Source organism: Marinomonas vulgaris, from assembly GCF_018145875.1.
Lineage (GTDB): Bacteria > Pseudomonadota > Gammaproteobacteria > Pseudomonadales > Marinomonadaceae > Marinomonas > Marinomonas vulgaris.
This window is the reverse complement of sequence record NZ_JAGSSV010000020.1, coordinates 29135-54805: the sequence shown is the minus strand read 5'-3', so window position 1 is coordinate 54805 and position 25671 is coordinate 29135. Positions and strand designations below refer to the sequence as shown.

Below are 25671 nucleotides of genomic sequence, written 5' to 3'. Positions count from 1 at the left end.
GGACTTGTATCAGCAAAAAAGGAAAGAGCGCCCTGAGCGTTGGTCAAAAGCAGAAAGAAACTGGCAGCCAATAGGTGATGTGGAATTAAATCCAGAGCAACATAAAGACGCTGCTTAATTATTTTAGGCGACAACTACCTTGAAAAACGCCGTTTACCCTGCAGTCAAGGTCGCCCCAAGACCTTACCAAGTGACGGAATCTGCATCAGTGCCCTTAATGTTTTCAGTAATGAAGAGTATTGTTTCAGGCTAGATATTCGCAAAGGTTCTTCACAGTCGACTCTAAAGAAAGCGGACTTAGATCTTCTTGAAGAACTGAATCCGCATTTTGAACGTGCTTTAAACTTTTCAAAAATGTTTGCTGATTTAAAGAAGAACGAAGCGGTGCTCAACAGTGCTTTATCAAAAATTCCTCTTGGTATTGTGGCTCTTAATAAAGATCTAAAGGTTCAGTTTATCAACAAGATGGCTCAAGCCATTATTTCTAATAGAACCGATGTGTGTCTGCGCTCTAATTACCTAGTCTTTGATGACATCACTGAACACAATCAAGTAAAACTAGCCGTTGAAAAAACACTCAAGAACTCCTGTCCCTTTATTTCAATAACACTAGGTCAAGGCGGGGCAGATGATGCACTCACAATAACCCTTACTAAAAGTGTTAAGAAAAACACGCATCTTGTAAACGACGCTGAATTAATCGATGACATCGTGGTTTTATATTTATCTCACCCACAGCAGGCTGTTTGTATTTCCCCCACCGTATTGCAAGATATGTACAGATTAACCCCCTCTGAAGCAAATTTGGCTTTGTGTTTAACAAATGGTTCAAGCTTACAAAGTTACTCTAGTGACAAGCAGATCAGCATCCAAACGGTAAGAACTCAATTAAAAGCGGTGTTCCACAAGCTGCATGTTAAATCTCAAACAGAATTGGTTCGTAAATTGGTCTCTAGCTCTGCGAATTTGATCCATTAACCAGCAATCATAGCTTTAGCATCTCATGCTTCGATTGAACTCTCTAATTAAACAATCTGTCATAGGAATCGCGTACACTGTTTTTCACGTATGATGATTAATCCCTCTGTATAAAGGAGTTCTGTATGAACCTAAATAAGACATCACAAGACATCTTGATCGATATTGTCCGTCAAGCTGGGCAGGAGATCGTGATGCCGTATTTTCGACAATTGGACTCCGCTCAGGTAGAAACAAAAAGCAGTTTGACTGATTTGGTCACGGTGGCCGACAAAGCCAGTGAAGCCTTTATCACGCAGGCGATTTTGCGGGCGTTTCCCGATTGGGAAGTGGTGGGTGAAGAAGCCGTGGCGGAGACGCCATCAACAACGGACAGTATTGCCACAGCCGATACTTGTGTGATTATCGACCCAATAGATGGCACTTGGAATTATGCTCATGGCTTGTCCGATTTTGGCATTATCCTCGCCGTCGTGCGCAAGGGGGTAACGCAATTTGGCGTGCTGTATGATCCAGTAAACGACGATTGGGTATACGCCAACAAAGGCGAAGGCAGTTTTTTTCAACGCACGACTATGAAAGAAAGAGGAACAGGGCAACGCCCTTCCCAAGCGCCTTTGACCTTGACCATGCCAGCACAGATTGATACCGAATTGTCATCGCTCAAAGGCATCATGTCGGTAAACTCTTATAAGGGATCAAGAAGACAGCATTTTGCCCTTCAAGCTACTCATTTTTTAAGAGTCAATAATTTACCGTCTTGCCCTGCGTATCGGCAAATTGCCCTTGGTCATTTCAATTTCAGTTTGACCTACAAAATGCTGCCGTGGGATCACGCCGCTGGGGTATTGATTTACAAAGAAACAGGCGGCGTTTGTCGATTATTAGATGGCAGTGAGTACGCCCCTTACAAGCTGGAAGGCGAAATGCTTGCGGCTCAATCAGAAGCCCAATGGCAAGCACTAGCACAACATTTTAGAGTTTAGATCCCTAAAATTAGAGGGTTTCACCGTTATAACGCGTTACTAGGCAATCGCTGCCTCTGTCTTTCAACATTTGGCAAAAGTTACCGCTGTATGCTTTGCTCACAAAAGGCCCGACTTTTAACTGGTACATAGTGCGGCCATTTACTTGCTTTTGGTTAATCAAAGGCAGTAAGCCATCGAAGGAATTTGGATAATTAGACTGCAATACACGCCAGCCTCGTGCGGCTTCATCGCGGTTTGCGTAAGATGCTAATTGCACGCCATATGGTGATTCTTCTGGCGCAGGAGAATAAGCCACAACAGGGGCTTGAGACACTGGTTCCGCCATCACTGGCTCGTCCATGCTTGATGGTTCCATCACCATAGGAGCCGTTACCATGCTGGCGTTTGTGGTTTGCGCAGGCGAATCAAAGGTGGTTGGTGCAATAACAGGGGCCACGTTAATGCCAGTCATGTTGTCGTTCATCGGTGCACTGGCAACAGGTTGACCTTGTTTCAGCGCAGCGACTTCGGCTTCTAACTCGTCTAGTCGTTCAAGTTTGGCTTGCGCTATAGCCCATTGCTCGTCATGCTCACGGACCTTGTCTTGCAAATCTCCGTAAGTCATAAAGGTGTTTTTTTCGTCCATGGCGGAACAAGCCACCAGCGATAAACTTGCCATCACCAAAATCAGATTCTTTGACGCTTTCATTCTTCCGTTCTCCATGTACTTCATCAGAATTTTACTTCGTTTGTTGAGCGTGGCTTTTATTAAACGTAATTAAGGAGCCAATAGCCACTGTTGCCCCCATAAAATTAAGGCATAACGAGCCGCTTTACCAATAAAAACCAAGGGCAACACCACCCAAAACGAGGTTCGCAACACACCGGATACGAGCGCAATCCCATCGCCAACAATAGGCAACCAAGTCAGCAACAAACTCCATTGGCCATAACGATTGAACAAAACGGCGGATTTTTCACGCAATGCGGGTGAAATGGGAAACCATTTTTTCTCATGATAACGCAACAAATACAGGCCTAAAAACCAGTTCGTCATACCACCTAAAGTATTGCCAATGCTGGCGGCAAGCCACAATAAAGAAGTCGTCAAATCGGCTTCGCTAGCGTAATACAACAAAACCCCTTCTGACCCCAAAGGCAGTAAGGTGGCCGACAACAAGGACACCGCAAACACAACACAATATTCCAACGGCTTTCTCTTAACGGTTTCTCACTTGAATTCTTTATTAACCCATAAAACCATGACGCAGCGCAAAGACATCCGCTAGGCATGGCATAAAAAAACACTTACTCTAACGGATTGGCAACGCTTATTCTGTCACTATACTGAGTTAGCATGAAGTCGAGTCGTGAACAACACGCAGAACATACCGAACGGAGATAACATGCTAAACCGCATCAACAATATAAAAATTCGTTACAAGCTATGGGCGATTATTGGTCTGATGTCGATGGGAACGGCCGCGTTAATACTGGTTTCCCTCACCAGCCTGTACTTTAGTCACGTGGACGCCAGAAAAGACCGCACACAAGATATTTTAGACATCGCCACTTCAATCATTGCGCCTATTCACGATCAACAAGCCAGCCAGGCATTACCACCCGAACACGCTAAGCTTGCGGCCATCACTTTGCTCGGTTCTTTTAAATACGCCGACCAACAAAGCCTTTGGATGATTGATCAAAAACAAAACCTACTCAACGCGCCCAAGTCTTATGCAAGCAAAAGTCTCCCGACTTCGTTGCGAAACGCGCTCGCCGCTTTGCCATCCAATAGCAGCCGATACCAAACCTTGAATTTTGAATACCAAGGTAAAGATGGCAACACACACCGAATGATCGCCAGCATGACCACATCTACAGCCTTGGGGCTGACAATCATTGCCACGGCGTCTATGGACGCGGTAATGGATTTCTTTTTAACCGCGCTGGTAGATTACGCCATCTTAGTTAGTCTATTGACGATATTAGTTGGCGGCACCGCGTTATTTATTATTCACATGGTCACCAGTCGCGTCACCTCTTTATGCAAAACCATGACGTCCGTACAAGACTCTGGCGACTTAACTCACCGCGTCGACTTTTCTGGTTTAGACGAAATGGGCGAAATGGCCAACGCGTTCAACATCATGATGAACGACTTCCAAACCATTGTTCGCAATGTCAGTCAGTCGAGCGAAATGCTCGACAACATTGTCAGTCACACTAACCAATCCACTACCAAAACGGTTCATGGGGTCGAAAAGCAATTGGCGAATGCCAGCAAAGCTACATCTTTAATGCAGGGTGTTATGACTTCTGTTGAAAACACCTTAACCATTGCCGAACAAGCCAACCAAACCGCGCAAGCACTAGGGCAACATTCTAAAGACGGGCTGGGCATGATGGACAAGGCCAACCAAGACATTCAACGCTTGTCGATAGAAGTCGGTGACGCCGCGGTGCAAATCCAAACTCTTCGCCAAGACGTGAGCCACATTAACGACCGCTTAGGTATCATCAGCGAAGTCGCCGATCAGACCAATTTACTGGCATTGAATGCTGCGATAGAAGCCGCACGAGCAGGCGAACAAGGCCGCGGTTTTGCCGTCGTCGCCGATGAAGTTCGTCAACTGGCACAGCGTTCTCAACACGCGGCAACGGAAATTGGCGGACTCATCGATCAATTAACTCGTCAGACCATCAACACGGTCGAGGTGATGGAGTCGGCGCGCAATACAGCGAATCAAGGCGCCGAGCAGACGACCCAAGCGGGTCAAGCCTTCACCGACATTGCTCACGGCGTTCTCTCTATTTCAAAGATCAACCACGACATCAGCCAAGCCGCTGACCGACAATTCGACTCTTCCAAAACGGTCAACACTACCTTGGAAAACATCGCGGAAATTTGCGACGAAAACAAACACAATTCCGTCGATATACAAACCTCTGTGAATAATTTACAAGAATGCGCCAGCCAACTGCGCAAACTGGTCGGGCAGTTTAGTACTTAATAAAAAAGAAAGCGTTTTACCGCTTTACCTTCTTGGTGACTGCCATTATGTTTGGGTATAGTGATTTTTTAATAATGCGCTTTTAAAGGATCGAACATGGCGTCTGACACGCAAGATAAGCTAGATTCTCTGTATCAACACATTCAAGCGGTAATTTTATCTCGTCAACACCCCGTTACCGGCTTATTTCCAGCCAGTACCAGCATCAACAATCACGGCAATTATACCGACGCTTGGGTGCGCGATAATGTCTACAGCATTCAGGCGGTATGGGCTTTGTATTTGGCCTACAAACGCGCTTCGAACCCACAAAAACGCGCCCATGAATTAGAGTTTGCCTGCGTTAAAATGATGCGTGGTCTCTTGTTCGCCATGATGCGCCAGTCTCATAAAGTGGAAGCCTTTAAACACAGCTTAGACCCGAAAGACGCCCTGCACGCCAAATACGACACAAAAACTGGCCTAGAAGCCGTGGCCGACGACGCTTGGGGGCATTTGCAAATCGACGCCACCAGCTTTTACTTGCTCATGCTGGCTCAAATGACCAAAGCGGGCAGCAAGCTGATCTTTTCTCGGGATGAATTTAACTTCGTCCAAAACCTGATCTACTACATTTCCCGCACTTATCGCACCCCAGACTATGGTATTTGGGAACGTGGTAACAAGGTCAACAACGGCAAGGCCGAAATCAACGCCAGCTCGGTGGGCATGGCCAAAGCCGCCATGGAAGCCATGGATGGGTTGAACCTATTTGGCGATCAAGGCCCCGAATGGGCGGTGGTGCACTCTTTCGCCGATGCCGTGGCGCGCGCGGGTTCTGTGTTGCAATCGTTATTGCCCAAAGAATCCCGCTCTAAAGAAGTGGACAGCGCCATTCTCAGCATCGTCGGTTTCCCTGCGTTTGCGGTAAACGATGAAAAACTCGCACGGCGCACCCGCAACGAAATTATCAGTAAATTGGGCGGCGAATATGGCTGCAAACGTTTCTTGCTCGACGGCCACCAATCAGAACTCGAAGATCAAAGCCGCATTTATTACGAATACGATGAGCTGATTAACTTCGAACACATCGAATCAGAATGGCCGCTATTTTTCACCTACCTTTATATAGATCGCTTGTTTGCTCGCGATTGGGAAAGTGCCAATTTTTATCGTCATAAACTCGAATCCTTAATGGTCGAAAAAGACGGTCAAATGCTACTGCCAGAACTCTACTATGTACCGCAAGAAAGTATTTTAGCTGAGAAAGAAAACCCTGGTTCACAAAAACGTGTTCCTAATGACAACCTGCCCTTGGTGTGGGCGCAAAGTCTGTTTCTTGTGGGCAAGATGCTCGACGAAGAGCTGATCACCACTACAGATTTAGACCCACTCGGATTGCACCGAATTCAATATCGCCCAAATAAAGTCACTACTTCCATGGTGATTTTGGCGCAAAACGACAAGGTCAAACAAAAGCTGATCAACGCCGGCTGTTTATGTCAAACCCTCGAAGACATAGCACCGCTCAAAGCCATCAGTGCCGATCAATTGGTAGAAACCTATCGCCACCTCGGTGCTTCTGAAATTTTGGGGTTAACCGGACGCCCGAATCGCGCGCTAAACAGCCTGGCCACTTCGCAAGCGTTTAGTATCAACGACGAGAGCTATTTATGCCTGTCGTGGATTCAAAACGAAGACAAAGATTACCGAAAGATTGATCCTACGTTGTTTCAAGCGCACATTCGCAATGAACTGAAAATCATCGCCAACCATTGGTATTACCAAGCCAACGCGGTGTTTACCATTTTGATTGATGACGCCATGAGCGAAATGAAAGGCAGCGATGCCCTGTTTGAATTTATTCGTTTGTTGCAAAAACGTGAGCACGAAGAATTCCGAGTGATTCCTCAATCGGCTAAAAATGCCTTTAAATCGGGTAATCGCCGTTCCATTACCATCAATGCACTGAACCAAGGTCCGCTAGCAATCAAGCTGCCTTCTCACGACACTCCTTGGCCTCTGTCGGTTGAGAATAAGACCGACAACAAGTCAATCATCAAAGAGTGTTCAACCGATGCCTTGCTGGCTAATTTGCTAGCCGAACCCAGCATGAATGAAGCCGTGGATTGCTTAATAGAGATTGGCAGCCGCCGCGCTCTAATGAACACCATCCCAAACACTATGCCCGCGGTGACCGCCTATAAAGTCTTGCACAGCGTGTATTTGCAAGCCTTGCTAAAAGAAAACTGGCGACCTGCCCGCCTGCTTTATTCAATGATTTTAAAACCCTCTACCGATTTGGCCACTTACATCGCTGATATTACCGTTCGTCAGCGTTTACTGGTGATTGGTGAAACTCCGGACACTGAAATAGACATCCGTTCGCCGTTGCACCAAGACGTTATTTTGGACATGCTCAAAAATGTCTCGTCTTCGCCATTGGCCTTAGTGATTGCCCATGAATTGATTTCCATTGCTGGCACCTTGATAAAGGTAAACTCCGATTTCTTCTCGGGCGTGCGCACCATTCGCGTACACAATTTGGCGGTGCTTTGCGCTCGACAATTCAACCCAGACGCCAGCGAGCCGATTTTTGATACCTTGTCGAAAGTGTCTCCTTGCGAGCTTTACGAAACCCTAAAACACGTATTGCAGCAAAAACACAACGAATTTGCCCACGTCGCCAGTAACTTACGCTATCACCACAGCAACGACGATCAAGGCAAGATCAAAGATGTGGATTGGTTCGATTGGCGCTCTGAACAAGGCATGATCACCAAACTGCCTGAGTCCATGCTCTTGCAACTTTGGGATAGCCTCAGCCATGCCAATAACATTGTGTTTGGGGATTTACAAAGCCGAACCACGCTCGATTGCAAACGTGCTCTGAGCTCTATGACACCAGGAGAAGATACCTTTGCCTTGCTGATCGAATCGCTAACCTCAGACATTCACCCTAGCTGGTATAAGAGTCTGATTTTTGAAGGCTTGTACGCTTTCATACAGTTTTGTCAGCAACATAAAAATTGCAAGTTCGAGCAAGAAATCAATTTACCCGTTTTGGTTTCTCAAGCGGCATTGGATCATGCGAAACAATACCAAACACAGCACGAAGGCGATTCATTGGCCGAAGCCGTTTTAGACGAGTTCGCCCAAGTGACACCGAACAAAGTGAATCAATATTTGCGTTGGGCCGTGAGCAAATTTCACAGCTATCAGCACCAACACACACCGAGTTAACAGGCTTACGCTTGCTGGAGAAATGAATGCATCTAATAAAAAACGCCCTCATTAAGGATGTCGTCGACACACAGTGTTCCGACCCTTTTGGTTGTTTAGGGCTACAAGCGCACACGAACAAAAAAGGCCTTATGTTAACCGTATGGCAACCAGAAGCCGCATCTATCCGCGTGCTTGCCATTGATTCAGACAAGCTCTTGGCTGACATGACACAAACGGATGAGAACGGCTTGTTTTTTGCTGAATGGCCAAGCCTTGCCGAGCGTTTTCATTATCGATTAGAGATCACTTATCACAGTGGCGACCGTCATGTGATGGTCGATCCCTATCAATTTCCCAGCACCACCTTTGTCGACCCAGAACACCATCAAGCCAGTTTGTACAAAAGCCAAGGCGCCATACAAACCCGCGCCAGCATCACCAAAAAGCTCAGCATTCAAGGGACGCGATTCGCGGTGTACGCGCCGGCAGCGCGCTCTGTTTCCGTAGTGGGCGACTTCAATAGCTGGGACGGCCGTACACACCCAATGTCGAGTAATGGCGACGGTATTTGGCGTTTGTTTGTTCCGGATGTGAACCACGGCGCTCGCTACAAGTTTGAAATTCGCGCGCGCTCTGGTGATATTTTGCCCCATCGTAGCGATCCTTATGCGCAACGTATTGAGCAATACCCTTCTTTTGCCAGCGTGACCTGCTTCGACCACAAACACGCATGGCAAGATGAAAAATGGGTGACGCGCCCCATTACCGATTTATACGAACAACCCATGAGCATTTATGAGTTACACCTTGGCTCTTGGCGTCGTAAAGACGATAACCAGCCTTTGACCTACCTAGAATTGGTGGATCAACTGGTACCCTACATTGAAGAAATGGGCTATACCCACGTGGAATTATTGCCCGTGACCGAATACCCGTTTGATGGCTCTTGGGGTTACCAACCGGTTGGCTTGTACGCCGTGACATCGCGTTTTGGGACACCAGAAGAATTTAAAGCTCTAGTGGACGCTCTGCACCAAGCCAATATCGGCGTCATTATGGATTGGGTGCCGGCGCATTTTCCAGCCGACAGTCATGGCTTGGCGAATTTCGATGGCTCAAAACAATACGAATACCCAGACCCTAAAAAAGGCTGGCACCCTGAATGGAATTCGTTGATTTACGATTTCGGCAAAGAGCACGTGGTCAACTATTTGATCAGTAATGCCGTGTATTGGCTGGAAGAGTTTCACATTGACGGCTTACGTGTAGACGCTGTGGCCTCCATGTTGTATCTGGATTATTCCCGCGAAGACGGCGAATGGATTCCCAACAAAGATGGCGGCAATCATAACTACGAAGCCATCGATTTTCTACGTCGTTTGAACGAAACCGTGTACCTCAATCATCCGCGCTGCTTTACCGTCGCCGAGGAATCCACCGCCTTTCCAGGCGTATCAAAACCGACCTATATGAACGGCTTAGGTTTTGGCTTTAAGTGGAACATGGGCTGGATGAACGACTCGCTAGATTACATCAAAAAAGACCCCATTTATCGCCAGCATCACCAAGGCGAACTGAGCTTTAGTATGGTTTACGCTTTTGACGAGCAGTTCGTATTACCCATTTCCCACGACGAAGTGGTGCATGGCAAGGGTTCCATGATCGCTAAAATGCCAGGAGACAGCTGGCAGAAATTTGCGAACCTGCGCGCCTTTAGCGCTTATATGTACTTTCATCCGGGTAAAAAGCTTAATTTTATGGGCAATGAATTTGCCCAAGGTCAAGAATGGAGCCATGAGCGCTCGCTTGATTGGCATTTGCTTGATGTGGCTCTTCACAAGGCACAACACGCCTTGTCGAAAGACTTAAATCACCTTTATCAAAATCAAACCAGCTTGCACTACGACCACTCACCACAAGGCTTCGAGTGGATCAGTTACGACGACAGCGCCAACAGCATTTTGGCCTTCGCTCGTTTCGCTAAAAACCGCTCAGAGCACAGCATTGCCGTGGTCAACTTCACGCCCATGCCACATGGTCAATATCGCATTGGCGTGCCACAAGCAGGACGCTACCAAGTCATTATGGACACGGACGCCACCCATTATACGGGCAGCGGCTTTGCCTCCACACAGATATACGACACGCAAGCGGTCGCCAGTCACGGCCGTGAACAAAGCATTGAACTGCAAGTGCCGCCTTTGGCCGGTATCTTGCTTCGTTGGTTAGGCGAGGCGTAATGCCTCGTTGATTTTTGTACTAAAAAGCACCCTACACACCAAAAAGAGACAACAAAGAGACCACAATGACAACAACAGACCACGCCCTTGCCACAGGCTCCCCTTTTCCACTTGGTGCAACCGTGACAGAGCAAGGGGTGAATTTCGCTGTGGTGTCAGAAGACGCCAGCCAGTTGTATTTGTGTCTGTTTGATAACGAGGGTAAGGAACAAGCGCCCTTGCCTTTTCTGCATAAACACCGAGGCATTTGGCACATGGAAGTGCTGGGATTAACCGAAGGCCAGCATTATGGCCTGCGTGCTGATGGGGCGTTTCAGCCAAAACAGCAACAGATGTTTAATCTCAAAAAACTGCTGATCGACCCTTACGCTAAAGACCTCAGCGACAAACTGGTCTGGCATCCAGATCAAGCGGCGATGACACAAGACGGCCAAGCCAATTTGACAGACAGCGCCTACTGTGTGCCCAAATCCATTGTTCGTACACCTGTTTCTTCACCAGAGCGTCCCGCTCGTGTGCGTGTATCACCAAGCAGCCGAGCACTTTACGAGCTGCACGTAAAAGGCTTCAGTCAAAATTTACCCATTGCCGATGCACTCAAAGGCACCTATTTAGGGGTGATTTCTGCGCCTGGCATTGAGCATCTAAAAAGCTTACAGATCACCACCATTCAGCTCATGCCCTGCTTTAGCTTTATGACGGAACGGCATTTACACGTTTTAAAACTGAACAACTACTGGGGCTATAATCCTGTTAGTTTTTTTGCACCAGAACCGTCTTATGCCCAACATGATGCCGTAGTGGAATTTCAACAAATGGTGGATGGTCTTCGCCAAGCAGGCTTCGAAGTGATTTTGGATGTGGTGTATAACCACACCGCAGAAAGCGAACTCGATCAATCCAGTGTGAGTTTTCGAGGTCTAGACAACGCACGCTATTACCGCCATCAAGACGACCAGTATTTGAACTTTACCGGTTGTGGAAATTGCATCGATACCTTTAGCCCAAGTAGCATTCGTCTCATTTGCGACAGCATGCGCTATTGGGTCAATGTGATGGGCGTGGATGGTTTCCGCTTCGATTTAGGGGTGGATATGGGTCGCACTCATCACGACTTCACTCCTAACGCCCCCTTATTGCAAGCCATCTTGCAAGATCCTGTGCTCAGCAACACCTGCCTTGTGATGGAACCGTGGGACATTGGCCCAAATGGTTATCAAGTTGGGCAATTTCCCAAAGGCTTCTTTGAATGCAACGACCAATACCGCGACACCATTCGCCGCTTTTGGCGTGGCGATAAGGGCGCAGTACCAGAATTCGCCACCCGCTTCATGGGATCAAGAGATTACTTCCACAAGGGCCAAAAAAGCGCCCTACATTCGGTCAATTACATCACGTATCACGACGGCTATACCATGAGGGATCTGGTGTCTTATCACCAACGACACAACCAAGCCAACATGGAAGATAATCGCGATGGTCATGGGGATAACATCAGCCAAAACTTTGGTGCTGAGGGCGAAACAGACGATGCCAACATTCAAGCACAACGCTTAAACCAACAGCTTTGCTTTATGGCCACACTGCTATTAAGCCAAGGCACACCGCACATTCTCGGTGGCGATGAGTTGTCACACTCACAACAAGGCAACAATAATGCCTACTGCCAAGACAACTCGCTAACATGGCTAAATTGGCAAACCAGTCATGCTCGCACAGAATTGCAAAGCACCATTGCAACCCTAATGACACTGCGCAAACGCTACCCTATTTTGGCAAATCTTCACCTAGACGACGACCCCTTGTATCAGCACACCAATGCCGATCACATTGAATGGTTTAATGAACAAGGCACGCCCATGACAGGACAAGATTGGTCTGATAAAAACCGCCATTACCTATCTCTTACCCTAACCTCAGCGGATCTATCAGCACGCTTTTGGATCGTTTTTTACAATACCGACACACCCATTGCAGCCAGCATACCAACCGATCACAAAAGCCTAACACCCCTTTACAACACACCCAGTATGGCAATAGAAAACAACCAACTAAAGTGCGCCTACCGTGGCGTATTCATTGGGCAGATTGATTAAACTGTAAGTCCGCTAGGCGTTTGTAAAGCTCGCAACTTTCCAGTAGTTGAGTATGGGTGCCCTGCGCGATAATGTGTCCTTTATCCATCACTATAATTCGATCCGCGTTCAGTACGGTCGCCAACCGATGGGCGATAACAAGAGAGGTTTTGCCTTTCATTAGAGGGTCGAGTGCGGCCTGCACCTTGCTTTCACTTTCTGCGTCTAGGGCGCTGGTGGCTTCATCGAGCAGTAAAATAGGGGCGTCTTTTAGAATAGCTCGAGCAATGGCAATTCGCTGACGCTGCCCACCAGACAATCGCACGCCGTCTTCGCCTAATCGTGTGTCATAGCCCTTATCTAAACGCGAGATGAATTCATGCGCGTTAGCCTGACCTGCCGCTTGTTGAATAGATTCATGGCTGGCAGCACGATCAGCATAGCCTAAATTTTCGTACACACTTTGATCGAACAAAACGGTTTCTTGCGGCACAAGAGCAAACTGCTTTCGTAGCGCCTTTAGTGAATAGTCTTTTAAAGGGTGACCAGCTAAGCGAATTTGGCCTTGCTGTGGATCGTAAAAACGTAATAACAGTTCGAACAAGGTCGATTTTCCTGCACCAGATGGCCCCACAAGCGCTACCATTTCCCCTCGCTTAATCGAAAACGACAGATTATTCAGTGCTGCATGATCAGGCCGAGTGGGATAACAAAAGCTCAACTGCTCGAAGGCAATAATGTTATTTTCAGCCTCTGCCTGTGGTTCAAACCGCTCCAAAGTACCGCCGACAATGTCGCTTTTGGCACTCAGTAATTCCATGATGCGCTCAGCCGCGCCGGACGCGCGTTGCAAGTCTCCCATCACTTCAGACACTGCTCCCACAGCACCCGCTACAATCACCGAGTAAAACAAGAAACTCGCCAAATCCCCAGGGCTGATTTCCCCTGAAATAACACTCTTACCACCAAACCACAGCATCACGCCAATGCCGCTCATCGACAGTAAGATCACCATCAAGGTTAACCAAGACCGTTGTTGAATACGTTTAACACTTACCGAAAAAGCCTTGTCTACGGCATGGGAAAAACGCTGTACATCATGGTCTTCATGACTAAAGGCTTGCACCACCTTGATGTGTCTCAAGGCTTGGGACAGATACTGCCCAACATTAGCGATCTCGTCTTGACTGTTACGTGACAAGCGACGTACACGGCGACCAAAAAATATCACTGGCACCACCACAACAGGAACACAAGCCAATAGAATAAGCGTCAGTTTGAAATGCATCACCAGCAAAAACGCGATCCCCCCCACCAACATCAAGCTGTTTCTCAGGGCGATCGACAAAGACGAGCCAATCACACTCTGCAATAAGGTGGTGTCTGCGGTAATTCGTGATTGGATTTCACTGGGGGAATTGTCTTCAAAAAAGGAAGGCGACAAGGTCAGTAAATGCGCGAAAACCGATTGACGAATATCGGCGACGACTCGCTCCCCAATCCAAGAAACAAGATAAAATCGACAAAAACTGCCAATACCTAGCACAAACACCAAGCCCATAAACACCAACAAGGCTTTATTCAAACCCGCTTGCGATCCAGATGTCAGGCCATCATCGATTAGGTACTGCAACCCTTTTCCTACGCTTAACATGGTGCCAGCAGTCACCACCAAAGCAATTAGAGCGAAGAGAATTTGTCGCCGATAAGGCCGTAAAAATACCAACAGGGTTGTCAGTCCAACCTTCACATCAAGAGCATTTTTCATAACAGAGTCACCCGATAAGCATTAGATGACTCTACTATACTCCAGTGTTCCCATAAGAACGGAAAAAAACAGAAAGTTACTAAGACGTTTTCGACTTAAAGCCCATTCTAAAACCACCCCAATGCTGGCCATTTACATAAATAGGCACGGACAAATCATGGAGAATTTCACCCGTATCGCGTTTGTACGTTTGCAATAAAAAGGTGTCTGTATGAGCGCCACAGCGGCTGCCAGTTGCATCATTAAAAACACGTTTGCTGCGGTTATTCACCAAATCTGTTTCATAATCGCCGGTTAAAGGCTGGCTGAATTTTTTATTATGAGTGGGAAAATAGCCGTTTATATCCACCGCACCAGCAAACATCACTTCATCGAAAGCATCCAACACAGCTTCTTGAATATTTGGAAAGGCTCGGTCAGTAAAGGCGTCGTAATCGGTGCTGAATTTTTGTGGATTGGTGTTTTTGATTGGCCGATAATCTTTTGAAAACACCGCTTGCTGAGTCAACTCGCCCTTCTCAATAGCCTCTTCAAACGCATGGGAAACAGACTGCGCGGCACCCTTTGCCGCGTTGAGCAAATCCGAAAAGAACAAAGATTGGTCGACTTTGTCCAACTCACGAAACACCACTTCTGCCCCATTACTCAAACTGGACGCCTCGATCGACAAACGATCGCTGCGTTTGGAAATATCCTGCAAAGCGCCACTGATACGAGAAATAGACGAATTAATTTGCGTACTGGCCGCTCCCAATTCCTCGCCTGCACTTTCCACTTCGGTCAATACGGTCGAAGCATGCTGCACTTCTTTGGTCAAAGCGATAAAACGCTGAGTTTCACCTAATAAGGTACTCGACAGGCTTTCCGTTAGGCTCTTTAGGGAGGTCATTTCCGTGTTGGTTAACTGACTATTACGGCGTACATCGGTCAGTAAGGCTGAAATCTGCTCGGATGCATGCGCACTTTTTCCCGCCAAAGCTCGAACTTCGTCGGCCACTACCGCAAAACCGCGGCCTTGTTCACCGGCTCGTGCCGCTTCGATTGCGGCATTCAACGCCAATAAGTTGGTTTGTTCAGAAACGGCCTTAATCACATCGGTAATGGTATCTATGTCATCGGCGCTCTTGGTTAACAGCGCCAATTGTTCGCTGGCGGTCTGTACTTTTTGGGTCAGCTCATTAATTTGATCCGCACTTTGCGTCAGTGCCGCTTGTGCTGTTTGGCTTGATTCTGCCGTTTCGCTCATGGTGCGCGTTAGGTGACCAAGGTTATTCGATAGCGTTAGACCTGTATCCGACAAGGTCACCACCGCTTGGGTAATTTGCTCGCTGTCGTCTCGAGTGAAATGGATGTCTTTGCTCAGAGTATCGACAAAATGCGATACTTCAGCAGCGCCTATGGCCATTTTAGAAGTCGCTTGAGTAACGGTCTGGCTCATTTGTGCGTACTGAGCGTGAGTGTCTTGCTCTTTAGGCGTCTCCAAAGTTGACCTTTTTACCGGCACTGCGCGAAGGCTTTTCAATACCAGCAATAACAGGCACAAAGCGCCGCCTGCCAAAGCAAACGTCGATGACACCGCTCCTTGTAAGTAACCAATTATAAAGAGCACAAATAGCCCTAAAATCACGCAAAACTGGAAAAAGATCATCCGTATTCCTTGCTAATCATTATTATTTTACTCAGTGTTTCGCCAAGGCCAAGTTAGGTCAATCTAAAACCTCAGACCTACGACTAAAGTAGTAGCGCATTGTCGAGATCCCCCTTCCTGAAAAGATAGGTAATAATGAAGCAATATATTCTGTACCATAGCCACTCACGCCATAAACAGAAGTAAAGCAATGACCGATCATCCTTACAGTGCGCTAACACCAGACCGTATTCTCGATGCGATTGAAGCCTTGGGCTTTCACTGCGATGGTCGAGTTACCGCATTAAATTCATACGAAAATCGTGTGCTACAAGTCGGCATTGAAGACGCCACGCCTCTGATTGCCAAGTTCTATCGCCCAAACCGCTGGTCTATCGAACAAATTCAAGAAGAGCACGATTTCTGTGCAGAATTGGCGGCGGCAGAGTTTCCTCTTGTGGCGCCGATGATGCTTCCTACGGGCAGCAGCCTTCATCAAGATGGTGAATTTACCTTGGCGATGTTTACCCGCTTTGGTGGCCACGCGCCTGAGCTGGATAACTTGGACACCATTGAGTTACTAGGACGTACACTAGGGCGCTTGCATGCCACCAGCCAGCAAAAAGATTTTCAATATCGTCCACACATCGATATCCAAAGTTATGGCACCGACAGCCGCACTTTTCTGTTGGAGAACGATTTTATTCCCACTAGTCTCAAAGAAGCTTATGACAGCTTGACCCGCGACATATTGAGCGTCATCCAGCAGCGTTTCGACGCTTGCCATTACACATCCACCCGACTTCATGGAGATTGTCACCCTGGCAATATTTTGTGGCGCGACGACAAAGCCGTGTTTGTCGATTTTGATGACTGTCGTATGGGGCCAGCCATTCAGGATTTATGGATGCTATTAAGCGGCGACCGACAAGATCAAATGATGCAATTAGAAGCCTTACTAGAAGGTTATGAAATGTTTTGTGATTTTGATGACGCCCAACTTGTGCTCATCGAACCGCTCAGAACCCTACGCATGATGCACTATGCGGCCTGGGTAGCAAGGCGCTGGCAAGATCCAGCCTTTCCAAAAGCCTTTCCTTGGTTTAATACTGAACGCTATTGGGCTGAGCATATTCTGGATTTGCGCGAACAATTTGCCATGTTACAAGAAGCCCCTCTCACTCGAATCAGCGGCAATATGTAACGCCTCTTCTCAACCACTTCTCAATGAATTAAATTAATCATGTCTTTGATGAATACATTTACTCAGCAAGCAGACCAACATTTAACAAGGAAGGAGACGATCCAATGATGGATTTACAGTCGGTGTTACAGTCACACTTTGGCTTTGATCAATTTCGAGAAGGTCAGCAACAAACCATAGAACAACTCTTAGCGGGGAAATCCTCTCTGTCGGTCTTTCCTACCGGCTCGGGGAAGTCCTTGTGTTATCAGTTAACCGCCACCCAGTTACCAAATTTAACTCTGGTAATTTCACCATTAATCGCTCTTATGCACGATCAATTGGCGTTTTTAAGCGCCAAAGGCATTCCTGCCGCTTGTTTGGATTCCAGCCAAACCAAAGACGAAAGCCAAGCCGTGATGGCCGGCGTGCAAGAGGGTCGTATTAAAGTATTGATGATCTCTGTGGAGCGCTTTAAAAATGAGCGTTTTCGTCGTTTCATCAAGGGCGTTGCCATTTCTATGTTGGTGGTGGATGAAGCCCACTGTATTTCAGAATGGGGTCATAACTTTCGCCCCGATTATTTAAAACTTCCTGCCTACCAACAAGAACTGGCCATCCCCTTGGTTCTTTTGCTTACGGCAACCGCGACGCGGCGGGTGCAAAAAGACATGGCGCAAAAATTCGCCATTCACCCAGAAAACATCGTACAGACTGGCTTTTACCGCGCGAACTTAGACATCGACTTGATCCCAGTTCAGCGGGAAGAAAAGCTTCCCACTTTAAAAGCGGTACTCAATGACACCCAAGGCGCAAGCATTGTGTATGTCACACAACAAAAAACCGCCGAAGACGTCGCTCAACAGCTCAAAGCCGAAGGCTATTCCGTGGAGGCCTACCACGCAGGGCTTAGCAGCGAGGTTCGCAGTCGTATTCAAGCGGATTTTATGGACAGCAAAACACGCATTATCGTGGCAACCATTGCTTTTGGTATGGGCATCGATAAATCTGACATTCGCCTCGTTGTGCATTATGACTTGCCCAAATCCATCGAGAACTACAGCCAAGAAATTGGTCGTGCCGGTCGTGATAGCCAACCTAGCCGCTGTGTTTTGCTCGCCAGTTTAGAGGGGTTAAGCACACTCGAAAACTTTGTTTATGGCGACACGCCAGAGCCACAAGACATAGAAACGCTGTTGCGCACCATGGCAGAACAAACGCTGAACAACGAATGGGAAACACAGTTATACGGTTTATCTAACGCCACCAACATTCGCTCGTTGCCGCTCAAAACCTTGCTGGTGCAACTCGAGCTGCTCGGTGCCATTACGCCACAATACAGCTATTACGCGGACGTTCGACTCAAATGGGAAGGCGATCGAATGGCTTTTGCAGCTCGTATTCCAAACGAGTGGCAAAGCGCTTATCAAGCACTGTTAAAAGGCATTCAGTACAAAAAGATTTGGGGCACACCGAATTTCGATACACTGTTCAACGAAGACGGTTTGTCTCGTGGACACGTGTTGCAGATGCTCGAATTCGCCGCCGATCATCATGTATTAACGCTAGAAAGCAAAGGCTTAACCGAAGTCTATCGCGTTCATGCAGACGCTTTTCAGCACACTATTTTGTCTGGTCAATTACAGCGCTATGTCGAAGAAAAGCAAAGTGCAGAAATCGCTCGTATCGCGACTATGATTCGCTTTTTCCAGCTAGATCGCTGCCTAAACCATAACTTAGCACGCTATTTTGGCGATCAAAATGCGCCGGAACACTGCGGTCACTGTTCCGTTTGTCGAGGAAAAGTGCTCGCCTTTGGCACAGACGCTGTCGACAACGACCACTGGCAAGAGCAAGAAGGTGAAAGATTACGCGGTTTGCTGCAAGAGTTCGCCCAACATTTAGCCAATAAAAGCCCGCAGGCACCCCTTACGGCGGTGTTGGCAACACGTTACTTAACGGGACTGACTCAACCTATTTTCACCAAGATCAAAGCGCGGCAACTGGGTGGTTTTGGCGCCTACGAAGAGCGCCCGTATGAGTCTGTTTTAGATGCGGTGAGTCAGTTGTTATCAGCCAGATCTTGACCTTCTTCAGGGCCAGTGACTCTTAAGGAATCCAACGACAAGGTTCCTGCGATAAGGCTCAGCTTTTGCTGTTTGCTCAGTTGTTTTACACGATATTCTAGCGTCAAGGCGTCGCTTTTGCTTCTGACGTCTTGATGCCAGACCAGCACCAAAGGCCCTTTGCCTTTCAGATACCGAGCGGAGCGTTTACTGCTGCTGTTATGTTCTGCAAAACGGCGCGACACATCGGTAGTAATGCCAGTGTAAAGCGTGTTCAAGCGCGTTTGGATCATGTAAAGCTGCCATGTTTTACCGCTCACTTTGTGATCGGTGGCATTGCTGTCGGTCATTGGTGGCTCCTTGGCCGCTGTTTATCTTATTGCGATTTGTCAAAATACACGACGAAACCTCTCTCTTGGTGAACAATAGCGTATAACCTACTGACCAATCGACACCGATTAAATGTAAAGAAACGAAAATATACTTAATTACAGACAATGAATTGGCTGATACTTTGCATCGTTTTAGAAAATACAACATAGCCATAACATCACTGCATTATTTCAACGGACTTGGCGTTTTTACCAGGATATTATTAATGATCAAGCGATCCTTTTTAGGCACCAGCCTACTCTGCGCTAGCCTGTTACTCAGCGCTTGCAGTAGTTCAGAAAAGCGTGAAAATTACGCTGATTTGGCACAAAGTGAGCTAGAAGTCATCGGCGATAAAAAAGCCTCTGAGTGGCAAGCGCTAGACAATGCGGCCCCAGTAAGCTACCTCACAGACTTGATTCAAGACGATAGGCTCAACCAACTTATACAAGAAGCGCTCGCCGCCAACCCCAGTTTACAGAAAACGCAGCTTACTCTCCAAGCCAGTTTATGGAGCATAAAAAGCCAGCACGGTGATTCTTTACCCAGTGTAGAAGCAGGGCTTTCAGCAGGCAAAAGCGAAGGCAGTGACACCAGTTACACCGCCGATCTAGGCATTAGTTGGGAAGCGGACTTATGGAACAAACTGGCGCAATCTGAACAAGCGGCTGAAAAAGCCCTCGCCAGCGACGAAGCTCTGTATCAAGCCAGTCGTGATACCTTGGTCGCCAATGTGATGAAATCTTGGTTGTCCATGACAGCCAACTACCGCGCCATTGAAATCGAAACCAAACGACTCGCTTTGCTTGAGTCAAACGAACAACTCATTGTGAAGCGTTTCCGAAACGGCTTAGGGGATTTAGAAGCGCTGGACGAAGCGCGCACCTCTTCCTCTCAATCTCGTTCGGATCTGGTGGAATACCAAGAAAATCTGGCCATTGAACGTCGTAATTTGCAATTGTACCTTGGTACATCCGATTCCTTAGCGCTGCTGCCAAATGTCGATTACCCCAATGTCAGCTTGGCTTTTGATGACTTGCCGACACAAACTCTGCACCGTCGACCTGACTTAAAAGCCGCCTTCTTAGACATTGAAGCCGCCGACCTCAATACCTCAGTGGCTTACAAAGACATGCTGCCCAGCATTAGCCTCAGCGCGACCTTGAGCGAAACCGCGGAGTCACCCACAAAAGCCTTATTCGGCTCACCCATTTGGTCGTTATTAGGGCAACTTACCCAGCCTATTTACCAAGGCGGACAGCTCAAAGCCGCGGCGGAAATCGCCAAATTAGAAACCGCACAAGCCTATCAAGACTACAAAGACACCCTACTCACGGCGGTCAACGAAGTGGAAAGCACGCTAGGACAAGAAAAAGTTCTGTCGTTGCAGACAAAACACATTCGCGATGCCCTCACCAGTTCGCAAAAGAATTTAGCGCAATATGAGAAGAAATATCGTAATGGCTTGGTCGAATTGAGCGATCTCATTGATGCGCAAACCACCGCCTTCGATTTAGAAGCGCAACTGGACGATATTATTTATCAACACTTATCAAATCGAGTCGACTTAGGGCTCGCACTAGGGCTTGGGGTAAACAAAGAATGACACGCAAACTACAATGGATTTATTTACTGCTGGCGCTCGTTTCCATCGGCTGTGTTTACGCCTACATCACCTACGCCGTAGAGGAACAAAATAACAAGGTGCGTCAGCCTCGACCCGAATCCCCCGAACAAGCGTTAGAAATGTCGGTGATTAACGTCGGTATGGGCAGCTATGCGGCTAAAATCACCGCCTCTGGCCTAGCACAACCGCGCTACTCGTTGTCACTTACCAGCCAAGTCAGTGGTGAAGTCTCCCAAGTATCAGCGCAATTTGAATCCGGTCAAATCGTCAAAAAAGGTCACCTACTTGCGACGCTAAAAAATACCGAACTCGACAGTGCGGTTGCCAGTGCAAAAAACACCCTTGCCAGCGCAGAGCTTGCTTTAAAAGAAGAAATTCGCCAAGGGGAACAAGCCAGAGCGGAATGGGAAGCCTCTGGTTTTACCGAGGAACCTGACTCAGATTTGGTGCTACGTGAACCGCAATTAATCGCGGCTCAAGCCGAAGTGGCAGCGGCAAAAGCTGAGCTATCCAATGCGCTGAATGATGTAAAAAACACAAAAATCATTGCGCCTTTTGATGCTCTCGTCGTAGCGCGTAGCATTTCGCCTGGCGCCTATTTGAGCGCTAGTACAGAGGTTGGTACCTTATACAGCATCGACCGTGCCGAGATCTCCATCGATCTTGCCAACAGCGACTGGCTAAAGCTGCCTGACACGCAAACACTGCTGCAAACAAATTGGCCCGTCACCATACAAAGCGTAGACAGCCCAGCCCAATGGCAAGGAAAAATCTTACACGTTGGCCTTCATATTGATGAAAGCACCCGAATGCGCAGCCTCACGGTGGCGTTGAATAACCCTTTGTCACAATCATCGCCGCTGATCCCTGGCTCTTTTGTGGAAATTTCTCTACAAGGCAAGTCGCTCGACAAACTATGGCGCTTACCCAATACGGCGCTCAGCAAAAAAAGTGAAATTTGGTATCTCGACGAAGACAATCGCCTCGCCACCTTTGACACCACGCCGCGCTTCGTCGATGAGCAATACGTGTACATTGATGTGCCAGAAAACATGCACGACAAAACCTACCAAGTACTGATTCAACCTTACAACAGCTACATCAAAGGCACCTTGGTAACACCGATCATCCGCGCTTCAGCCGCTGATAACGCAGCAACACAGGATGTGACCCAATGAGCTCGAATGACACCACTAAAGGCATTATCCCTTGGTTTGCCAATAATCCAGTGGCGGCGAATTTGCTGCTGATTTTAATGATTACCTTGGGGATTTTGAACGTAGGCTCCATTAATAAAGAAGCCTTCCCCAGTTTATCGCCCAACAGCGTGGCCATTTCAGTGGTGAACAACAGCGGCTCTGCCAAAGAGAACGAAGAAGGCATTGCCATTCCCATAGAACAAGCGCTCCAAGGCACCTCGGGCATTAAAAACATCACCACCTCGTCGACGGCCAAGTCTACCAGCGTGACCATTGAAATGACCGATGGCTACGACATAGACACCTTGCTTTATGATGTAAAAGACGAAGTGGATCAGATCACCAGTTTTCCTGACGACGCCGAGCCAGCGGTTGTGTCAAAAGCCGTACGCGAAGAACATTCCATTTGGATTCAGCTTTACGGGCAAGCGGATCGCCGCACACTACAAACACTTACCGACGAGCTGGAATCCGATTTACTCGCACATGAAGACATCAGCGCCACGTCCATCACTGGCTGGCTTGACCCCATGATGAAAATCGATGTGGACAAAAATAAGCTCGAATCTTACGGGCTTTCTTTAAGTGACATCGCCACGGCCATTAATGCAGAATCTTCCACGGCAAAAGTAGCGACCTTACGCAACAAAGATATTTATTTGTCGGTCAGCGCGTCCGAGCAGGCTTATATTAAAGCTCAGTTTTCTAGTATTCCCATTCAAACCAACAGCAATGGCGGCAAGCTGTTGCTCAGCGACATAGCGACGATTCGCGATACCTTCGACGACGATGATTTTGTCTTGTCGCGCTTTAATAGAGAAAACAGCTTAGCCATTCAAGTGTTAACCAAGGGCACCAGTGACATTTCCAACTCGGTCATTGCCGCCAAATCGGTATTGGCCGAATGGCAGGAAAGCGGCCGCTTACCACCGAATGTGACCGTGGGGACCTGGTACGACCGAAGCGAATCCATTAACCAACGACTGGAACTCATGGTTGAAAACGCCGTTACTGGGGTGTTTTTGGTGTTTGTTTTATTGGCGGTTTTTCTAAATATTACCGTGGCGTTTTGGGTTGCCATGGGGCTGCCCTTTATCTTTTTCGGCACCTTGTTTTTTATGGGCACCGAAAGCATTGGCTTAACCCTTAACATGTTCACCACCTTCGGTTTTATTATGGCACTGGGCATAGTGGTGGACGATGCCGTGGTGGTGGGTGAAAGCATCTATACGGTGCGCTCCAAAGAGGGTGACACCCTCGCCAGCACCATCAAGGGCACCATGATTGTCGCGGTGCCCACCTTATTTGGTGTATTTACCACGGTGGCAGCCTTCTGGGCTTTGTCGAACATCGAAGGTCGTTTAGGGCAGCTTTATTCGCAGTTTGCCATTGTAGTGGCCATTTGTTTGGTCTTGTCGGTGATTGAGTCTAAGGTGATTCTGCCAGCTCACTTGGCGCACATTAACACTCGTAAATCCGTGCGCACCAACCTGATCGCCAGAGGCTGGGCCGCCATTCAGCATGGCGCAGACTCAGGTTTAAACTGGTTCAGTGAACGACTTTACCGCCCCGCTATCGAAGCTGCATTGAATTATCGATATGCCATTTTGGTGCTGTTCTTTGCCATTTTCATATTGGTGATGTCCATGCCCTTTACCGGTGCTATTCGCACCAGCTTTTTCCCACAGATTCCTGGGGATACCGTTCGTGGCAGCTTAACCATGCAAAACGACGTCAGCTACGGGCAAACCAACACTGTACTATTGGCGCTGGAAGCAGCGGCTTATCAAGCTGATATAGATCTACGCTCTGGCTCTGGCGAACGCTCTGGCCCACCGCGTCCCGACGGTGCTCCAAAACCATCCGCTAATTCTGAAAGAAAAGGTCCTCCAGCCCATAGAGAGCCAAAAGGCGAAGTGGCCATTCAAAACATTCAAGTTACCGCCAGTAATGACCAATCTGGTAATATTCGCATCGAACTCATTACCGACCGACCTTATACCGCCGCCGAATTTGCCAGTAAATGGCAGCAGTTATCAGGCACACCGGAAGGAGTCAAAAACCTTCGTATTCGAAGTGCACGGGAAACCGTTGATGCACTAAAAATCGAATTACGCGGTAATGACTCTAGCGTGCTAGAAGGCGCTATGAGCGAGTTGTTGAAACAACTTGAAACTCTGCCAGCGGTTACAGGTATTGAACAAAACGACACGCCAACTGAATCACGATTGGTGTTGCGCGTCAGTGATCAAGGTCGATTATTAGGTTTGTCCACCAGCGATTTGGCGACGCAAATTTCCAACAATTTCGACGGCGATGAAGTACAAAGCTACCAGCGCGACAACAACGAAGTCGAAGTACGTTTGGGCTACCCTATTGATCAGCAAGAATCTCCTGCTGCGGTGATGAATACCAAAATCATTTTAGAAGATGGAACCCGTATTCCATTGTCTGCGGTGGCCACCTTGGCGCAAGAAAACGCCGAAACCACCATAGTACGCATCGACGGAAAACGCTCTTTGTACATGTCCTCGGAAGTGGATAAAGACGTCATGTCGTCGACAGAAATCGTCGCCTATCTTGAAAAAGCCGTGGTGCCGAACCTCACTCGACAATTCTCAGGCGTGTCTGTGTATTTCTCAGGGGAAGCCGAGCAACGGGCAGAAACCCAGTCGTCTATGTCGGAAATGTTCTTGATCGCTCTGCTAATCATTTACGGTCTTTTGGCCATACCGCTTAAGTCCTACATACAACCAGTAATCATCATGATGGCCATTCCATTTGGCATCATAGGGGCTTTGCTCGGACATTGGATGAACGAGTTGACTCTGGGTATTTTTTCTCTTAATGGGATTTTGGCGCTCAGTGGTGTGGTAGTGAACGACAGCTTGCTGCTGGTATCGCGCTTTAATGATTTGCGCAAGCGCTCAGAAGGGGTTCGTGACGCCATCAGTCATGCCTGTCGCAGTCGCCTACGCGCTGTCCTACTGACCTCGTTTACTACTTTCGCAGGCTTGATTCCGATTCTGTGGGAAACGTCCAGACAAGCGCAAATGTTGATTCCTGCAGCTGTATCTTTGGCTTACGGCATCATGTTCGCCACCGTAATCACCTTGGTGTTGATCCCAGTGCTGTTGATGATCAAAGAAGATGCGGAGCAGTTGTTAAAACGATTCCAGCAACCTAAGGTCGCTACTGAAAGGGTTTAATTCTCAAAGCAACCGCAAAAAAGCGTATTTTTTTATAAAATACGCTTTTTTTTACTCTGTTTTTAATCCGTCACTGTGTCTTAAATTCTATCTTTTCGACAAACTCAAGCTTCCCATTGCAAGTTATTAGCTAAAACACCA

The 25671-nt window shown here is 47.7% G+C and carries 16 protein-coding genes; 11 read left to right on the top strand and 5 right to left on the bottom strand.

Annotation, left to right across the window (positions count from 1 at the left end; genetic code table 11):
- The first annotated feature begins 354 nt into the window (after positions 1-354).
- Together J9B83_RS12890 and J9B83_RS12885 are read left to right on the top strand one after the other, a co-directional pair.
- Positions 355-978 (top strand): helix-turn-helix transcriptional regulator, encoded by a 624-nt coding sequence (locus tag J9B83_RS12890; protein WP_211537273.1) that lies wholly within the window; start codon positions 355-357, stop codon positions 976-978.
- 125 nt (positions 979-1103) lie between these two features.
- The gene (locus tag J9B83_RS12885; protein WP_211537272.1) at positions 1104-1964 is read left to right on the top strand and encodes an inositol monophosphatase family protein; all 861 of its coding nucleotides are present in this window, start codon (positions 1104-1106) and stop codon (positions 1962-1964) included.
- A gap of 10 nt (positions 1965-1974) precedes the next feature.
- Here J9B83_RS12885 and J9B83_RS12880 read toward each other — a convergent pair whose 3' ends face one another.
- Positions 1975-2655, bottom strand: coding sequence for an SPOR domain-containing protein (locus J9B83_RS12880; RefSeq protein ID WP_211537271.1), 681 nt, complete (start codon positions 2653-2655; stop codon positions 1975-1977).
- Between the two features lie 69 nt (positions 2656-2724).
- Positions 2725-3156 (bottom strand): YqaA family protein, encoded by a 432-nt coding sequence (locus tag J9B83_RS12875; RefSeq protein ID WP_211537270.1) that lies wholly within the window; start codon positions 3154-3156, stop codon positions 2725-2727.
- A 196-nt stretch (positions 3157-3352) separates the two neighbouring features.
- On the opposite strand from J9B83_RS12875, the gene J9B83_RS12870 reads away from it, so the two are divergent.
- The 4 genes from J9B83_RS12870 (at position 3353) to glgX (ending at position 12500) form a co-directional block, all read left to right on the top strand.
- A complete protein-coding gene (locus J9B83_RS12870; RefSeq protein ID WP_211537269.1) occupies positions 3353-4960 on the top strand; it encodes a methyl-accepting chemotaxis protein in 1608 nt (535 codons plus the stop codon).
- Positions 4961-5056: 96 nt separating this feature from the next.
- Positions 5057-8182: a glycoside hydrolase family 15 protein gene (locus J9B83_RS12865; protein ID WP_211537268.1), complete on the top strand. Its 3126-nt coding sequence runs from the start codon at positions 5057-5059 to the stop codon at positions 8180-8182.
- Positions 8183-8208: 26 nt separating this feature from the next.
- Positions 8209-10404, top strand: a complete 2196-nt coding sequence (gene glgB, locus J9B83_RS12860) for a 1,4-alpha-glucan branching protein GlgB (protein WP_211537267.1) — start codon at positions 8209-8211, stop codon at positions 10402-10404.
- Positions 10405-10469: 65 nt separating this feature from the next.
- Positions 10470-12500 (top strand): glycogen debranching protein GlgX, encoded by a 2031-nt coding sequence (glgX, locus tag J9B83_RS12855; protein WP_211537266.1) that lies wholly within the window; start codon positions 10470-10472, stop codon positions 12498-12500.
- Here the strand turns inward: glgX and J9B83_RS12850 are convergent.
- On the bottom strand, positions 12481-14247 hold the full coding sequence (locus tag J9B83_RS12850) for an ABC transporter transmembrane domain-containing protein (RefSeq protein WP_211537265.1): 1767 nt from the start codon (positions 14245-14247) through the stop codon (positions 12481-12483). The two genes, glgX and J9B83_RS12850, sit on opposite strands and share 20 nt — an antisense overlap.
- 79 nt (positions 14248-14326) lie before the next feature.
- On the bottom strand, positions 14327-15856 hold the full coding sequence (locus J9B83_RS12845) for a methyl-accepting chemotaxis protein (RefSeq protein ID WP_328797739.1): 1530 nt from the start codon (positions 15854-15856) through the stop codon (positions 14327-14329).
- A gap of 229 nt (positions 15857-16085) precedes the next feature.
- On the opposite strand from J9B83_RS12845, the gene J9B83_RS12840 reads away from it, so the two are divergent.
- Together J9B83_RS12840 and J9B83_RS12835 are read left to right on the top strand one after the other, a co-directional pair.
- Complete coding sequence (locus tag J9B83_RS12840; RefSeq protein ID WP_211537263.1) at positions 16086-17078, top strand: serine/threonine protein kinase; 993 nt, start codon at positions 16086-16088, stop codon at positions 17076-17078.
- Positions 17079-17182: 104 nt separating this feature from the next.
- The gene (locus J9B83_RS12835) at positions 17183-19144 is read left to right on the top strand and encodes a RecQ family ATP-dependent DNA helicase (protein ID WP_328797738.1); all 1962 of its coding nucleotides are present in this window, start codon (positions 17183-17185) and stop codon (positions 19142-19144) included.
- Here the strand turns inward: J9B83_RS12835 and J9B83_RS12830 are convergent.
- The gene (locus J9B83_RS12830) at positions 19120-19473 is read right to left on the bottom strand and encodes a GIY-YIG nuclease family protein (RefSeq protein ID WP_211537262.1); all 354 of its coding nucleotides are present in this window, start codon (positions 19471-19473) and stop codon (positions 19120-19122) included. The two genes, J9B83_RS12835 and J9B83_RS12830, sit on opposite strands and share 25 nt — an antisense overlap.
- 248 nt (positions 19474-19721) lie before the next feature.
- On the opposite strand from J9B83_RS12830, the gene J9B83_RS12825 reads away from it, so the two are divergent.
- From J9B83_RS12825 to J9B83_RS12815, 3 genes are read left to right on the top strand one after another with little or no spacing between them, the layout of a single operon-like run.
- On the top strand, positions 19722-21101 hold the full coding sequence (locus J9B83_RS12825; protein WP_211537261.1) for a TolC family protein: 1380 nt from the start codon (positions 19722-19724) through the stop codon (positions 21099-21101).
- Entirely contained in the window at positions 21098-22300 is a 1203-nt protein-coding gene (locus tag J9B83_RS12820) for an efflux RND transporter periplasmic adaptor subunit (protein WP_211537260.1), read from the top strand. The genes J9B83_RS12825 and J9B83_RS12820 overlap by 4 nt, the downstream gene beginning before the upstream one ends.
- Complete coding sequence (locus J9B83_RS12815) at positions 22297-25530, top strand: efflux RND transporter permease subunit (protein WP_211537259.1); 3234 nt, start codon at positions 22297-22299, stop codon at positions 25528-25530. Before J9B83_RS12820 ends, J9B83_RS12815 begins: the two co-directional genes overlap by 4 nt.
- Positions 25531-25671 lie beyond the last annotated feature (141 nt).

What these genes read in the sequence shown, in the direction of transcription:
- J9B83_RS12890 (WP_211537273.1), top strand. Translation starts at nt 355, where the DNA reads ATGTTTGCTGATTTAAAGAAGAACGAAGCGGTGCTCAACAGTGCTTTA.
- J9B83_RS12885 (WP_211537272.1), top strand. Translation starts at nt 1,104, where the DNA reads ATGAACCTAAATAAGACATCACAAGACATCTTGATCGATATTGTCCGT.
- J9B83_RS12880 (WP_211537271.1), bottom strand. Translation starts at nt 2,655, where the DNA reads ATGAAAGCGTCAAAGAATCTGATTTTGGTGATGGCAAGTTTATCGCTG.
- J9B83_RS12870 (WP_211537269.1), top strand. Translation starts at nt 3,353, where the DNA reads ATGCTAAACCGCATCAACAATATAAAAATTCGTTACAAGCTATGGGCG.
- J9B83_RS12865 (WP_211537268.1), top strand. Translation starts at nt 5,057, where the DNA reads ATGGCGTCTGACACGCAAGATAAGCTAGATTCTCTGTATCAACACATT.
- glgB (WP_211537267.1), top strand. Translation starts at nt 8,209, where the DNA reads ATGCATCTAATAAAAAACGCCCTCATTAAGGATGTCGTCGACACACAG.
- glgX (WP_211537266.1), top strand. Translation starts at nt 10,470, where the DNA reads ATGACAACAACAGACCACGCCCTTGCCACAGGCTCCCCTTTTCCACTT.
- J9B83_RS12850 (WP_211537265.1), bottom strand. Translation starts at nt 14,247, where the DNA reads ATGAAAAATGCTCTTGATGTGAAGGTTGGACTGACAACCCTGTTGGTA.
- J9B83_RS12840 (WP_211537263.1), top strand. Translation starts at nt 16,086, where the DNA reads ATGACCGATCATCCTTACAGTGCGCTAACACCAGACCGTATTCTCGAT.
- J9B83_RS12835 (WP_328797738.1), top strand. Translation starts at nt 17,183, where the DNA reads ATGATGGATTTACAGTCGGTGTTACAGTCACACTTTGGCTTTGATCAA.
- J9B83_RS12830 (WP_211537262.1), bottom strand. Translation starts at nt 19,473, where the DNA reads ATGACCGACAGCAATGCCACCGATCACAAAGTGAGCGGTAAAACATGG.
- J9B83_RS12825 (WP_211537261.1), top strand. Translation starts at nt 19,722, where the DNA reads ATGATCAAGCGATCCTTTTTAGGCACCAGCCTACTCTGCGCTAGCCTG.
- J9B83_RS12820 (WP_211537260.1), top strand. Translation starts at nt 21,098, where the DNA reads ATGACACGCAAACTACAATGGATTTATTTACTGCTGGCGCTCGTTTCC.
- J9B83_RS12815 (WP_211537259.1), top strand. Translation starts at nt 22,297, where the DNA reads ATGAGCTCGAATGACACCACTAAAGGCATTATCCCTTGGTTTGCCAAT.